16 protein-coding genes are annotated in these 13402 nt (G+C 35.4%); 8 read left to right on the top strand and 8 right to left on the bottom strand.

Annotated features, from left to right (window positions below):
* Window positions 1-101: 101 nt before the first annotated feature.
* The 5 genes from ACTJIP_RS12635 to ACTJIP_RS12615 form a co-directional block, all read right to left on the bottom strand.
* Window positions 102-263 (bottom strand): hypothetical protein, encoded by a 162-nt coding sequence (locus ACTJIP_RS12635; RefSeq protein WP_175627252.1) that lies wholly within the window; start codon window positions 261-263, stop codon window positions 102-104.
* 31 nt (window positions 264-294) lie between these two features.
* Window positions 295-465, bottom strand: coding sequence for a hypothetical protein (locus tag ACTJIP_RS12630; protein ID WP_175627251.1), 171 nt, complete (start codon window positions 463-465; stop codon window positions 295-297).
* 219 nt (window positions 466-684) lie between these two features.
* Entirely contained in the window at window positions 685-1824 is a 1140-nt protein-coding gene (locus ACTJIP_RS12625) for a serine hydrolase domain-containing protein (RefSeq protein ID WP_440704655.1), read from the bottom strand.
* Between the two features lie 56 nt (window positions 1825-1880).
* Complete coding sequence (locus ACTJIP_RS12620) at window positions 1881-3008, bottom strand: DmpA family aminopeptidase (protein ID WP_228408830.1); 1128 nt, start codon at window positions 3006-3008, stop codon at window positions 1881-1883.
* A 138-nt stretch (window positions 3009-3146) separates the two neighbouring features.
* The gene (locus ACTJIP_RS12615) at window positions 3147-4031 is read right to left on the bottom strand and encodes an alpha/beta fold hydrolase (RefSeq protein ID WP_180563805.1); all 885 of its coding nucleotides are present in this window, start codon (window positions 4029-4031) and stop codon (window positions 3147-3149) included.
* Window positions 4032-4170: 139 nt separating this feature from the next.
* Between ACTJIP_RS12615 and ACTJIP_RS12610 the strand changes: the two genes are divergently transcribed.
* Entirely contained in the window at window positions 4171-4614 is a 444-nt protein-coding gene (locus ACTJIP_RS12610; RefSeq protein ID WP_180563806.1) for an Lrp/AsnC family transcriptional regulator, read from the top strand.
* A gap of 374 nt (window positions 4615-4988) precedes the next feature.
* Here ACTJIP_RS12610 and ACTJIP_RS12605 read toward each other — a convergent pair whose 3' ends face one another.
* Window positions 4989-5885 (bottom strand): helix-turn-helix domain-containing protein, encoded by an 897-nt coding sequence (locus tag ACTJIP_RS12605; RefSeq protein WP_077417196.1) that lies wholly within the window; start codon window positions 5883-5885, stop codon window positions 4989-4991.
* Between the two features lie 194 nt (window positions 5886-6079).
* On the opposite strand from ACTJIP_RS12605, the gene ACTJIP_RS12600 reads away from it, so the two are divergent.
* The 6 genes from ACTJIP_RS12600 to ACTJIP_RS12575 all read left to right on the top strand — a co-directional run bounded on the left by ACTJIP_RS12600 (window position 6080) and on the right by ACTJIP_RS12575 (window position 11063).
* On the top strand, window positions 6080-6931 hold the full coding sequence (locus ACTJIP_RS12600; protein WP_440704654.1) for an aldo/keto reductase: 852 nt from the start codon (window positions 6080-6082) through the stop codon (window positions 6929-6931).
* Window positions 6932-7056: 125 nt separating this feature from the next.
* The gene (locus ACTJIP_RS12595; protein WP_440704653.1) at window positions 7057-8046 is read left to right on the top strand and encodes an alpha/beta hydrolase; all 990 of its coding nucleotides are present in this window, start codon (window positions 7057-7059) and stop codon (window positions 8044-8046) included.
* A 24-nt stretch (window positions 8047-8070) separates the two neighbouring features.
* A complete protein-coding gene (locus ACTJIP_RS12590) occupies window positions 8071-8700 on the top strand; it encodes a flavodoxin (RefSeq protein WP_180563807.1) in 630 nt (209 codons plus the stop codon).
* Between the two features lie 32 nt (window positions 8701-8732).
* Window positions 8733-9473, top strand: a complete 741-nt coding sequence (locus tag ACTJIP_RS12585; protein ID WP_077417188.1) for a carboxymuconolactone decarboxylase family protein — start codon at window positions 8733-8735, stop codon at window positions 9471-9473.
* 17 nt (window positions 9474-9490) lie between these two features.
* On the top strand, window positions 9491-10582 hold the full coding sequence (locus tag ACTJIP_RS12580; protein WP_077417186.1) for an alpha/beta hydrolase: 1092 nt from the start codon (window positions 9491-9493) through the stop codon (window positions 10580-10582).
* A gap of 22 nt (window positions 10583-10604) precedes the next feature.
* Entirely contained in the window at window positions 10605-11063 is a 459-nt protein-coding gene (locus ACTJIP_RS12575) for a cupin domain-containing protein (protein WP_077417184.1), read from the top strand.
* Window positions 11064-11135: 72 nt separating this feature from the next.
* On the opposite strand, the gene ACTJIP_RS12570 is transcribed toward ACTJIP_RS12575, so the two are convergent.
* Window positions 11136-11747, bottom strand: a complete 612-nt coding sequence (locus ACTJIP_RS12570; RefSeq protein ID WP_440704652.1) for a hypothetical protein — start codon at window positions 11745-11747, stop codon at window positions 11136-11138.
* A 93-nt stretch (window positions 11748-11840) separates the two neighbouring features.
* On the opposite strand from ACTJIP_RS12570, the gene ACTJIP_RS12565 reads away from it, so the two are divergent.
* The gene (locus ACTJIP_RS12565) at window positions 11841-12293 is read left to right on the top strand and encodes a VOC family protein (RefSeq protein ID WP_317043617.1); all 453 of its coding nucleotides are present in this window, start codon (window positions 11841-11843) and stop codon (window positions 12291-12293) included.
* A 269-nt stretch (window positions 12294-12562) separates the two neighbouring features.
* On the opposite strand, the gene ACTJIP_RS12560 is transcribed toward ACTJIP_RS12565, so the two are convergent.
* Window positions 12563-13345 carry a YdcF family protein gene (locus tag ACTJIP_RS12560; protein WP_180563811.1) on the bottom strand — a complete coding sequence of 261 codons (783 nt, stop codon included), beginning with the start codon at window positions 13343-13345 and terminating at the stop codon, window positions 12563-12565.
* Window positions 13346-13402 lie beyond the last annotated feature (57 nt).

Here is a 13402-nt window from a genome sequence, read left to right as displayed (position 1 = left end):
ACCCACTCAATAGAGCTATATGCAGAATGTGTATATATAATCAGCCCGGATAGATTATTTGTTTATCCGGGCTGACTGAAGTTTAAATAAAAATTAAATCCTTAAGCAGGACAGATAGGATATCCTCCGTTTGGACATTTTAATGTACAGTCTCTTATCACATAGCTACCATTGGAAAGTCTGCAGACTCCTTGTACATTACCTCCGGCAATGCTTTTCAATTGTTCTCTGGAAAGGCTTTTTTGGTTTTTTAAATTTTTCATTGTAATATTTTTTGGTTAAGAAATATGTTAATTATTGTGGACATACCACTGCTGGGCATGCACTAAGGCTTGGGCACCGGGGGATCCCGGCAGGAGGGCAGCATTCATATGAACATTCTTTGATAGTGATATTCATTCCATTGCCCATTACATTTTTTAAATACTCTCTTGAGAGCACCTTTCTGTTTTCTGATTTTTTCATTTTTAAAATTTTAGATTAGTTATAATTTATATGATTTATGAATAATTACTTATTTTTTCTATCATGTATTTTGATCTTTTTTGGAGATTTGATTCGAACGGATAATCATTACCGTTGGAGTAAAGATCATATTATAATTGATTAATAATGCTTTATTTTTTAAAGAATAAAGGCCGAAAAACCTTTGAATCAAATTTTTTACTACCAGATTGATAAAGATCAGAACAATAAGTTGAAAGTCTCTTTTGCATTAAGTAATGCAACTACTTTTGGAGACCATGTGTTGAGAAGTATGCATACCGTTACTTTTTGCTTTGGGAAATAATAGGATTTACCGCCAAAGCCGAATACGTGTCCGTCATGGCCCAGGGCCACTCCCTGGTTGGTATCCAGTTTCATTAATCCCAATCCATATTGTTTATTGTATTTTAAGTCTGGTTCCAGGCGATCAGGATCATTATCTACAAAAGTCTGAAGCTGCTGCATTGAAGCAGGAGAAAGTATTTTATTCGTTAACAGGGTCTCCAAAAATTGAGCTACATCAGAAGATGTTGAAATCATTCCACCGTCAATTGCTCCTTCACCACCGATTCCGTTATTATCTATATGCGTTACTTCAGTCAATGCCTCATTAGCGGTTTCAGCATAATAGGATCGGGTGAGCTGATCGGGGAGCAGAGTGCTTGCTATTGTGTTTTTCAGCCCCAGGGGGTTGATTATTTTCTCGGTAATTACCTGATAGGAAGGTTTTCCCGTTACTTTTTTTATAACCAGGGAAAGCAGAAGATAATTGGAATTACTATAATATCCCTTTCCAACCGGATCGTCGGCAGGTTTATCAAAGATCAGCTGAAGAGTCTGCTCTGCGGAATAATTGACAATACTCCCGTCAAAAACACCGGGGGCGATATCCTGTAAATAATTCCGGATTCCCGCTCTGTGATTAAGGCACTGCTCAATCGTTACCTCATTAGCATTGGCAATACGATCTGTAATAGTGTGAGGAAGATATTTATTGATTTTATCCTTGATATTCAGGAGACCTTCTTCCTGCAATTTCAGAATAGTTGTGGAGGCAAACATTTTCGTCATACTTCCGATGCGGAGCCTGTTATTAGCAGACATCCTGATACCTTTTTCCCTGTCGGCTAGTCCGCCTGAACCGCTCCATATTCCTTCAGGAGAAATGACTGTAATGTTAACGCCCACAGCACCGGCCGCTATAAACTGATCAACGATACGCTGATATTTTTTTGCATTCGGATGCTCGGCAGGTACATTAATAGATTGATCATCCCTGCAGGAATTCATTGCAGCAAAAGCAGCAGTTAGAAATGTTAGAAACCATAGTTTTTTCATAGAAAAATTTTAATGAATTAGTATTAAATTAAACTGAAGCAGATAAATTTTTCTTCTTATGGTATTCTTTTATATTTTCTTAAGATATCGATCACAGGCTGATGGGGAAGGGCATACGATTTATTTCCATTGACACCTTCCATTGTTTCGGCGGCGATCATGGCATTAATGATAGATTCTTCGACGGCTTGTACAGTTGCATCAAATAGAGGATCTATCAGATCATTGGGAAGCACCTTCACTGTGGAAAAATCTTTCCTCTGGAAAGCTGTGGGATTGGCTGTTGAAAAAGCAATGAAAATGTCCCCTGAACTGTTCATTCCATAGCCGCCTACATTCCCGATTCCCAAAGGAACTCTTGATGCAATACGTTTTAATTGATGGGGTAATAACGGCGCATCGGTTGCAATGACCACAATAATGGAACCGTCACCTTCCTGCCGGTAAGACTGTGAAGGCAGTTTTAATTCGCTGCCCACTGTATGCTCCAGTTCTTTTCCTACCGGTACACCTGCGATCTTCAGGGATTCTTTTCTCCCAAAATTAGCCTGTACCAGAGCACCAACGGTATAAATAGAATCTCCGGTTTTCACAATCCTTGATGCCGTTCCGGTTCCGCCTTTAAAACCAAGGCACATCATTCCGGTTCCTCCGCCAACATTTCCTTCCTGGATTTTACCAGATTTCGCACTATTTAACGCCTCGTAAACATTACTTTCTTTTACCTGAAAACCATAGATGTCGTTTAAAAAACCATCATACGTTTCAGCCACTACAGGATAAGTGTACCACCAATCTTCTTTATACCAATGTTCCTTCACAAACCATTTGAGAACTGCATCTCTCACTACTCCCACACTATTGGTATTGGTAATCATGATAGGGGTTTCTAAAAAACCGGATTCCGTTACCCAGGTAGTACCTGTCATTTCGCCATTCCCGTTCAGTGAGTACCAGTTGGCAAAAACAGGATTATTATTCCGGCCCCTTGGTAAAATAGCTGTAACTCCTGTCCGGACAGGTCCTTTCCCGATTGTATTTTTACCTTTTCCCGAAATAATTGTACTATAGCCTACCTCAACTCCCTTTACGTCTGTTATAGAATTAAATGTGCCAGCGGTTCCGCTAAATGGAATTCCTATATCCCTGGCCCGTAATTTCTGTCCAAATGTTAAACTTTGCATATATATTAGTAAAAAAGAGAATATTATATTTTTCATAATTATCAGTTATAGAAGGCGATCAGGCAGCATGAAATACCTTTGAAAACTTCTATATTAAAATTAAATTATTGATTTTTAGTTTATTCGTGTGATGATTATTTAACCGAGAAACGTTAAGAGTTCTTTTATAAATGCCTCCGGATTTTCTTCAGCTATCCAATGTGCTGTTTTAGGAATGCGTACTGATGTAACCCTTTCGGCTACTTCTTCCATCATTTCTTTCATAAAAGGTCCACTTGTACTTATTTCTCCTCCAACTACCAGAACGGGAATAGTTAGTTTCCCATTTTTGGCCAAGCTTTCTTTATTGTCCAGTATATCTTGGTCAAATGCCCGGTAAACTTCCAATCCGGCTTTCATAGCACCGGCTGAAGAATATGCCTGACTAAAAACATCCATATCAGTTTCATTAATGGCAGCTGTATTATAAATACGATAGTTGAAAAAATAATGTAAATATTCCCGTTCACGACCAGTAATAAGCATTTCAGGCAGGTTGTGTACGTTATGGAATGCAAAATGCCAGACCCTGTGATCTGTTCTTATTTTATCAAATATTTTTGTGCCGGGTAAAGGAGCATCTATTACCACCAGCTGAGATACAGATGTACGGTATTCTTGTGCATAAGCATACGCAATCATTAAACCTATATCATGTCCTATAAGGACTACAGGGGTTTGTATCTTAAGGTGTTCCTTTAACAGGTGGTGAATATCACTGGCCATAGTGCGTTTATCATATCCACCCGCAGGTTTCCAGGAATCTCCGGCTCCTCGGTAATCCAAGGCAATAACTCGAAATCCCTTATTAACCAATACAGGTATTACAAATCGCCATTCCCACCATGTCTGCGGAAAACCATGTATCAGAATAATTATAATCTCTCCATTTCCTGCTTCTGCGTAATGTATACGTAATGTACTGCTGATAACAGCCATCCCATGATTCAAGCTAACATCACCAGGTAATTCTTTATCTTTCATATTCTTATAGGTATGTTTCAGTATTAAATTTTTATCTTTACAAAGATCTGACAGGGGCATTTAAATCGGGCTATCATTTTGATAGAAGTAGCTGCTTCAAACTTTCGAATCAATGTTTTTTAATTATTTTTATTTCGATATGCAATTAGATAAACTGCACTACGCAATTTTAAACGAACTACAATTAAACGCCAGAGCGAGCAATGCTGAAATAGGCAGAAAAATAGGACTCACAGCTCCGGCTGTTGCAGAACGTATAAAAAAGCTGGAGGAAGCAGGGATAATAAAAGGCTACACTGCTGTTGTGGAATATACAAAACTGCAATACACACAAAATGTTTTAATTGCAATAAAATTACACCCCAATATTATGATTATGTCCTTTTTGAAAGAAACTGAAGAAATAGAAGGGATTGTAAAAATGGTACATACTACAGGAGAATATTGTTTCTTTTTACATATGTTTCTGAAATCTACACAAGAAATTACTTTAGTTCTGGACCGCTTGAATAAATTTGGCACAACAACAACTTATTCTATTCTGTCGGTGCCTATTGATCACAAACCAATTACTTTTAAGTAGTGTTAGCCTCCATGAAAGAAATAAGACAAAATGAGGCAGTAGGAGTTTTTTTCTTATCAATGATTATTTAATTATAACAAAACTTCCTTCAACAAGGGTTTTGCAATAGTGGTGCGAAACTGCAAAGTTCAACGGTATTTTTTCAATTCAACTTTTGTATAAAATTGAAGATTTGAATTTTATTGCTGCACCATCACAAAGCCACAAATAACGTTTAAAATGAATATAAAAATCTCATAAAACGATTATATAAAAAATATTAGGAATAATTTTATTTCATATGTGATGGAAATTCTGACTCAAAGAATAATTAATTATTATAAAAGAGTAAATAAAGAAGTCAATACAAAATCTCAAAAACGATTAATTAAATTTTAATTTAAATTCCGAAATTCATTAGGGGTAACACCAGTTCTCTGCTTGAATAATCGAATAAAATGCTGCGGATATTTAAAACCCAATTCATAAGCAATCTGACTAATAGATTTATCAACATTGAATACTCTTTGCTTGGCTATATCAATAATTTTATTCTGTATGTATTCCTGCGCAGTTTTCCCTGTTTCTTTCTTAATCAGATCTCCAAAATAGTTAGGCGAAAAATGTAATTCATCTGCACAATATGCTACAGATGGAAGCCCAATAGTATTAGGTTTCTCAGATGAAAAATAGCTGTTTAGTAATTCTTCAAATTTTTCTAAAATACCTTTATTCACATTTTCTCTGGTGATAAACTGACGGTCATAGAAGCGGTCACAGTGATTAAGAAAAAGTTCAATATTCGATGTGATGACTTTTTTACTGTGTTTATCTACTGGGCGGCTCAATTCAAATTGAATATCAGCAAACATTTCCAAAACCATTTGTTGTTCTTTTGCTGATAGATGCAGCGCTTCATTGGTCTGGTAACCAAAAAATCCATATTCAGAGATGCCCTTACCTAAAGAAGTTCCTTTAATTAAATCCGGATGAAATACTAATCCATGCCCCAAAGGCTGATACTTATCAATTTTGTTTTCTACATCAACAACTTGTCCCGGAGAAACAAAAACCAATGTTCCTTCCTGATAGTCATAAGTTGCCCGACCATATTTCAGATCACCACATTTTACATCTTTTAAAAAAATGCAATACAGATTAAAATACATTTTAGATCCTGTTCTTTTATGTGCTTTCGAAAAATCTATTACACTTACCAAAGGGTGAAGGGTCTCGTGATTATTAAATTGATTATAATCGTTTACTGTTTCAAAATAGATTGATTGGCTCATAACGGTATCATTTTGTAATACAAATCTAAAGATAAAAATACCCGCTTTTTTACATTATTCCCCAGAACAGTAATATTGGTTACAAGTTCCGTAATCTATCTACCAACAGGCTTGTCAATAAGTTGGAAATTTGCAGTAACAAATTGATTAACCAATTTTATTCTTTGCGAAACAAAAAATAAATAAGATAAAAAATGAAAAAAGTAATATTGAACAATAGCATAGAAATGCCGGTTTTAGGATTCGGAGTATTTCAGGTCCCGGATCCCGCAGAATGTGAAAAAGCTGTTATTGATGCAATTGATACAGGCTATCGATTAATTGATACTGCTGCATCTTACGGTAATGAACAAGCGGTTGGTAATGCCATTAAAAACAGTGGAATTGCGAGAGAAGATTTATTTATCACGACAAAACTTTGGGTACAAGACACAGGATATGAAAAAACTTTAAAAGCTTTTGAAACATCATTGAATAAACTTCAGTTGGAATATCTGGATTTATACCTTATTCATCAGCCGTACGGAGATATTTTCGGATCTTGGAAAGCAATGCAGGAATTGTATGAACAAGGAAAAGTAAGAGCTATAGGAGTTTCTAATTTCCATCCTGACAGGATCGCAGATTTGATTGCCAACAGTGGATTTACACCAGCAATCAATCAAATCGAGACTCATCCTTTCCATCAACAGGTTGAAACACAAAAATTCCTAATTGAAAATAATGTACAGATTGAATCCTGGGGGCCTTTTGCAGAAGGAAAGAATGATATTTTTAATAATGAAGTTTTAAAAACGATCGCAGAAAAATATAACAAATCTGTAGCTCAGGTCATTTTGAACTGGTTGACGAGTAGAAATGTTATCGTTATTCCAAAATCTGTAAGAAAAGAAAGAATGGCTGAAAATTTTGACATTTTTGACTTTGAGCTTTCTTCTGAAGATATGGATGCTATCGCAACTTTAGACACTGAATCCAGCTTGTTTTTTGATCATAGAGACCCCAATATGGTTAAATGGCTAAGTGAAAGAAAATTGGACTTGTAATCCAATTTCATCAGTAAAAATATGATCAAATGAATAGGTTAGCAATGAAAAATAAGACAATAAAATATATAAGTTTAATCACCTTAATTTTAGTCTCCAATTTTTTTGTTAAAGCACAAAATAAGGTGGCACAAAAACCAATTACTATTGCGTCACAAGGCAATTTCTCAGCCGGAGGTTCGGTTATCAAAAGTGAAGGCGTTTTCGATCCGTTAAAACCATGGAATGTGTCTCAAGGAGGGCAAACAAGACACGGAGATCACGCTGATGTTTTTTACCAAATTCCTGTCAAATCTAAAAAACTTTCGATGATTTTCCTGCACGGTTACGGACAGTCTAGACGAAGCTGGCAGACCACAGCGGATGGAAGAGAAGGTTTTGCCAATATTTTTTTAAGAAAAGGTTATAGTGTCTATCTGGTTGATCAACCAGGTCGTGGAGAGGCTGGGCAAACTACAAAACCAGGACAAATTAGCGGTACGCCAGATGACCAGACTTGGTTTACCCAATTTCGAATTGGTCTATATCCCAAATTCAATGAAGGCGTTCAGTTTCCAAAAGACAGCATTTCTATGGATCAATTTTTCCGTATGATGATACCGGATACAGGAAATGTAGATGAAGCAACGATTGTGAATGCAATGTCTTCTGTTATGGATAAATCCGGAAACGGGATTCTTTTCACACATTCGGCAGGAGGCTCACCTGGATGGAAAACAGCCATTAAAAATGAAAAAATTAAAGCTGTCGTTGCCTATGAACCCGGAGGATTCACCTTTCCGGAAGGAGAAGAACCTGAAGGAAACCGAGGAGGAAAAGGTGTTCCGATGAACGAATTTATGAAACTGACTAAAATTCCCATTGTAGTTTACTATGGGGATTATATTCCAACTGAAGAAACTAATGCAGCATCATTAAATTTTTGGAAAAACGTTCTTACGACAGCAAGACAATGGGCAAAAGTCGTCAATAGTCACGGTGGAGATGTTACTATTGTTCATCTCCCTGAACTGGGCATTAAGGGGAATACCCATTTTCTAATGTCTGATTTGAATAATGTAGAAGTTGCAGAGCTATTATCAAAATGGCTGAAGGAGAAAGGTTTGGATAAGTAATATTGATTAAACAATAATTGATATATGGAAAAGTTGAAAAATTTTGGCGTATGGCTTTGTGCAGTACTTCTACTATTATCATCTTGCTCAAAAGCTCAGAAATCAATATCTGAAAAAAAAGAAATGTTGAAAGACAAAAATGTATTGATTGTTTATTTATCACGAACAAAAAATACAAAAACAATTGCCGACATCATTCATCAAAATATTGGTGGAATCTTAATTGAGTTGGCATTACAGAATCCTTATCCCAAAGATTACAAAGCAACTGTAGATCAGATAGCGAAAGAAAATGAAACCAATTTTTTACCTCCGCTTAAAACAAAGATTGAAAATATTGAAAAATATGACGTGATCTTCTTAGGGTTTCCAACCTGGGGAATGCAGTTACCACCTCCGATGAAAAGTTTTTTAAGCCAGAATAATTTTAAAGGAAAAACAATTATTCCTTTTAATACCAATGCTGGCTACGGGATTGGAAGCAGCTTTGAAACTGTGAAAAAGCTAAGTCCTGAAAGCAGAATATTAGAAGGTTTTACGATTAAAGGAGGAGTTGAACGGGATGGAATTTTATTCGTAATGGAAGGAAAGAAGAAAGTTGAAACGGAAAAGAAAGTGAAAGAATGGCTGGCTAAAATCGGGATGTCAAAATAGCATAATTATAATAATTTTTAAAAGTAAAAAGAATGAGACAACTGAAATATTTGGGTTTTATAGCAGTATTAATGTGTGTTTCACTATTTACAAATACCATAAACGCACAAAAAATGACAAGCTCCAATTCGCAGCTAAGCGAAAAAGATAAAAACATCATCATCATTTCTTCATTTACGGCACAAGGTAAATTAGAGGAATTAAAAGCAAGTTTAAATAAAGGTCTGGATTCAGGATTAACAATCAATGAAATAAAAGAAATTTTGGTACACACTTATGCTTATTGTGGTTTTCCGAGAAGCATAAGAGGTTTACAGACTTTTATGGAAGTTCTTGATGAAAGGAAGGCAAAAGGAATTAATGATACTGTGGGTAAAGAAGCTTCAACTATTGCAAATGACAACAGCAAGTACGAAAGAGGAAAGGAAATTCTGGCTCAACTTACCCAAACACCACAGCCAGACAAACTTTCGGGCTATTCAGCATTTGCACCGACAATAGATACATTTCTAAAAGAACATCTATTTGCTGATATTTTCGAGAGAGATCTTTTGACTTATGCGCAAAGAGAACTGGTGACGATTTCTGTAATCAGTGCTATTGGTAATGCAGAACCAATGTTGCAATCTCATCTAGGCATTTCACTAAACGTTGGTTGGTCACCACCGCAGTTGAACGAGTTTGTTCCTGTTATCAGCTCTACCATTAGTATTGAAAAATCAAATGCAGCAAAAATGGTTTTAAATCAGGTTTTAAAAAATAAATCTAAATAAGCCATAAAAATAAAAAAATGAAAAAGATAACAATATCAATAATAGCATTCATCTTGGTTGCTACAAGCGTTAGCGTTCATGCCCAAACGAAAAAAAATAGTCAATCAAAAATGGGAAAAATTGAAGTAATCAAACGTAATAATCCTTTCGGATTGGTTTATGATGGTGCAATCACAGAAAATGTAACAGGAAAAGTAAATATTCATCCTGTAAAGTATAAATTGAATGGAATTGAAATTGCAGCCAATGTTTATACTCCTGCAAATTATGACTCTTCAAAAAAATATGCAGCAATCACTGTCGCACACCCAAATGGAGGTGTTAAGGAACAGACTGCGGGACTTTATGCACAACGCTTAGCGGAAGCAGGCTATATTACAATTGCTGCAGATGCATCTTATCAGGGAGCAAGTGGGGGAGAACCTCGTCACACAGATAAACCTGTTTATAGAACAGAAGACATTCACGGAATGGCAGATTTTATTTCACAATATCCCGGAGTTGATACCAATCGAATAGGCGCATTCGGTATCTGTGGTGGCGGTGGCTATACTTTGAAGGCGACTCAGTCTGACAAAAGATTTAAAGCGATTGCTACTTTAAGTATGTTTAACTCCGGTGAAGTACGAAGAAACGGATTTCAAAATTCGGGATTAAAAACCATCCAGGAACGATTGAAACAAGCTTCTGACGCAAGAGCACAGGAAGCTGCAGGTGGTGAAATTCTTTATTCCGGTGTTGCAAGCATTACCGATGAAGAAATTAAAAAGATCAGTAAAGATCTTTATCGTGAAGGATATATTTATTACTACAGAACCAATGCACATCCCAATTCAACATTTTTATATCCGACCAGTAATTTAATGGATTTAATGACCTGGGATGCTGTAGAAAATATGGATTTGATCAATCAACCTTTATTGATGATGACTGGCAGTAAAGCAGATACAAAATATATGACAGATGAAGCATTTCTAAAAGCGGTAAATGCAAAAGAAAAAGAATTGTTCATTATTGACGGTGCAACGCATATCCAAACTTATTGGAGACTAGAATATGTAGAAAAAGCAATGCATAAACTAACTGAATTCTTTGAAAAAAATTTATAACCAATAAAAGCTCTAATATAAAATGAAACAAGCAGTTGTATTATTTCTATCAGTGTTATTGTTATCAAGCTGTTGTACTAAGTCTATATTAGAAGTTGGAAGGACTTACATTTTTCCAAAAGGTGAAAAAGTTACCAATAAAAATTTTACAGGTAACGTCTGGCTGCAAATGCTTGCCCAGGATGAGCAAATGAGTATAGGTAATGTAACTTTTGAACCAGGAACAAGAACCAAGTGGCATTTGCATCCTGGAGGGCAGATTATACTTGTAACTGAAGGTATTGGTTATTATCAAGAAAAAGGTCAATTGAAAAAAGTATTGCATAAAGGCGATGTTATAAAATGTCCACCAAATGTTGAACATTGGCATGGAGCAAGTCCAAACAGTCATCTTGTTCATTTGGCAATTTCAAATAATGGCAAAGGCGCAGTAGTGTGGTTAAAACCTGTAACTGATACTGAATATCATAAAGGTGATTGAAAAGCAAATACTACATTCTATTTAACATAATATAAATTATAGGACATTTATTATACCATTTGAAAGAGAGTACTAACCACTCCAGAATCCGTTATTTTTTAATTTTTCCTTCATATATTCTTTAACGGTTTCTAAGAACTCTTCTTTAGTCATAAATCTGTCCAGAAAATTTTCCAGCTTTCCTTCATTCTCGATTTCCTGAAAATAAACTTCGTGGTCTGTGCTGTATACTGTTGGATTGGTCTGATCCGGATCTGTTGTGCAAACAAAAAAATGATCAGGATATCCATAAAAATAAAATATACAGATGAAATCCATTTCAGAGCCTTCTACCATTTTTTTTACTTCATGTTCCTCTATAAGTCCATCTAGTTCTTCGTAATCGTCTGTATCTTTCTTAAACGGCGTAAAAAACCAATCTTTGAAAAAATATTGTCCGTACGCCAATTCATGGTCAGAAAAATAATGCTTCAATAATTCTTTATAAAAACTTTCCTGATCATTATGATATACGGTTGAATTTTCTTCATAATACTGATCTATCCCGTAGACATCCCAATCTCTGTCATAAAGATGATGTCCAAATATGATACTCCGCCAATTCTCTGCAAAATTTTTGTCAGTATGTACAGCGTCTGTATTTCCTCCTAACATTCTGATTTTATTTACAATACTCTCATTCATAGGCTATAATTTAGTCTTCCAATATATTATGTTAAATTGAAACCACTATGGAAACTAATCTCTCTTTGATCTAAAAATACAAAATCTTGCCACATGGCAGTTTTTATAATCATGAAACTGAGTACCTTTATCCTACCAAAAATAAGTAATATGAAACCAAAAATGATCTGGGCCAATCTGGCAGTAGCCGACCTTGAACGCACACAGAAATTTTATACAGAGCTGGGATTCAAGCCCAATAATCCGCACAGCTCTAATGAGTTGGTAAGTTTTTTTATGGCTGGAAATGAATTTATTATTCACTTTTTCTTAAAAAATATCATAGAGAGAAATTTAAAACCCATGAAATTCGGGGATCCTCAAAGTTCCAACGAAATCATCTTCACCCTCTCTGCAGAAAATAAAGAACAGGTAGATGAATGGGCTCAGGAAGTAAAAAAAGCCGGTGGAACTATTGTTTCGGAACCTGAGAGTTTTGGAGAAAATTATTATGGATTTGTGTTTGCAGACCCTGATGGGCACAAGTTTAATGTATTTTTTATGTAGAATTAAAAAATATCTTCCAGTGTTCGGGTTTCAATTTATAATAAAAAGTAATCAAATATTATCAGATAACTACGATATTTTATGCTGAACGCGTTTTGCCCATATACCCCCTCTATTTTTAGTAAGATAGCATAGTGTCTAACTTGAAAAACAGGGCTTATTTGGGCTTTTAATCGCTTTTTTGTACAGTTAGCTTAAAGGTGATGTTTTCGGAGGTTTTGAAGAAAACATCTGTATTTACAGTTAAAGAAAGTAAAATAAAAGCTATTTTATTTATTTATTCCCAAACTGTTATATAATTGCACCTGCCATATTCCCACTATCTCCTTAAGCATGACGAATGTAAACGCAGCATTATAAGTGTTAGGAAATACCGTTATTTCAGTATCTATAAAATCTGATGCCTGCGGAATGGGCTTTAATCCAAATATCTGAAACAGAGCAACAGATCTCTTTATATGAAAACCCGAAGTAACCAAATAAACACTTCCAGGAGCCATCTTTTTTACTATCGGACTTGAGAATTTTGCATTCTGATAGGTATTCATGCTTTTATCTTCCTTAATAATATCAGAATCTGACACCCCCATTTTTTTGAAATTTTCACTGAATAATTCCGCTTCACTGGTATGTCCTCTGCCCTTTCCGGAAATCACTATTTTGCAGGGTATATTCTTTTTCTTGAATTCCTGATACAATTGATAGGCTGTGACGATTCTTGAATAAGACATCGTATGCAGTTTTTCAGTATTGTCAATATCTACAACTCCACCACCCAATACAACAATAACGGGGTTCTGAGAAGCGGTATTCTTTATTGCAGAAGTATGGATATAGCTTTTCTGCAGATATTCTGAAGTTAATTTACCCAAAAAGCCATTTCCTATAAAGATGATCATTAAAACGACCGATACACCAATTCCAATTCTCAGATTTTTGCGTTTATTTTTTCTTTTCAGCAGAGCGATTATAACTACCGCAAGAAATAATAAGAAATAAGGTTCTGCAAAAAGCTGTAAAACACGAAATAAAAGATCCAATAAAAATTTCATTTAAGATAATATTGATTAATGTATAGAAAACATCAGAACCTCAAAGGTAGGCATTTC

Origin of the sequence: Chryseobacterium sp. 22543, assembly GCF_052044565.1 — a bacterium.
GTDB lineage: Bacteria > Bacteroidota > Bacteroidia > Flavobacteriales > Weeksellaceae > Chryseobacterium.
Note: the sequence above shows the minus strand (reverse complement) of the source record. Positions and strands in the feature narration are given on the sequence as shown.

What these genes read in the sequence shown, in the direction of transcription:
- ACTJIP_RS12560 (WP_180563811.1), bottom strand. Translation starts at nt 13,345, where the DNA reads ATGAAATTTTTATTGGATCTTTTATTTCGTGTTTTACAGCTTTTTGCA.
- ACTJIP_RS12610 (WP_180563806.1), top strand. Translation starts at nt 4,171, where the DNA reads ATGCAATTAGATAAACTGCACTACGCAATTTTAAACGAACTACAATTA.
- ACTJIP_RS12575 (WP_077417184.1), top strand. Translation starts at nt 10,605, where the DNA reads ATGAAACAAGCAGTTGTATTATTTCTATCAGTGTTATTGTTATCAAGC.
- ACTJIP_RS12625 (WP_440704655.1), bottom strand. Translation starts at nt 1,824, where the DNA reads ATGAAAAAACTATGGTTTCTAACATTTCTAACTGCTGCTTTTGCTGCA.
- ACTJIP_RS12565 (WP_317043617.1), top strand. Translation starts at nt 11,841, where the DNA reads ATGGCAGTTTTTATAATCATGAAACTGAGTACCTTTATCCTACCAAAA.
- ACTJIP_RS12585 (WP_077417188.1), top strand. Translation starts at nt 8,733, where the DNA reads ATGAGACAACTGAAATATTTGGGTTTTATAGCAGTATTAATGTGTGTT.
- ACTJIP_RS12635 (WP_175627252.1), bottom strand. Translation starts at nt 263, where the DNA reads ATGAAAAATTTAAAAAACCAAAAAAGCCTTTCCAGAGAACAATTGAAA.
- ACTJIP_RS12570 (WP_440704652.1), bottom strand. Translation starts at nt 11,747, where the DNA reads ATGAATGAGAGTATTGTAAATAAAATCAGAATGTTAGGAGGAAATACA.
- ACTJIP_RS12600 (WP_440704654.1), top strand. Translation starts at nt 6,080, where the DNA reads ATGAAAAAAGTAATATTGAACAATAGCATAGAAATGCCGGTTTTAGGA.
- ACTJIP_RS12580 (WP_077417186.1), top strand. Translation starts at nt 9,491, where the DNA reads ATGAAAAAGATAACAATATCAATAATAGCATTCATCTTGGTTGCTACA.
- ACTJIP_RS12590 (WP_180563807.1), top strand. Translation starts at nt 8,071, where the DNA reads ATGGAAAAGTTGAAAAATTTTGGCGTATGGCTTTGTGCAGTACTTCTA.
- ACTJIP_RS12620 (WP_228408830.1), bottom strand. Translation starts at nt 3,008, where the DNA reads ATGCAAAGTTTAACATTTGGACAGAAATTACGGGCCAGGGATATAGGA.
- ACTJIP_RS12615 (WP_180563805.1), bottom strand. Translation starts at nt 4,031, where the DNA reads ATGAAAGATAAAGAATTACCTGGTGATGTTAGCTTGAATCATGGGATG.
- ACTJIP_RS12605 (WP_077417196.1), bottom strand. Translation starts at nt 5,885, where the DNA reads ATGAGCCAATCAATCTATTTTGAAACAGTAAACGATTATAATCAATTT.
- ACTJIP_RS12630 (WP_175627251.1), bottom strand. Translation starts at nt 465, where the DNA reads ATGAAAAAATCAGAAAACAGAAAGGTGCTCTCAAGAGAGTATTTAAAA.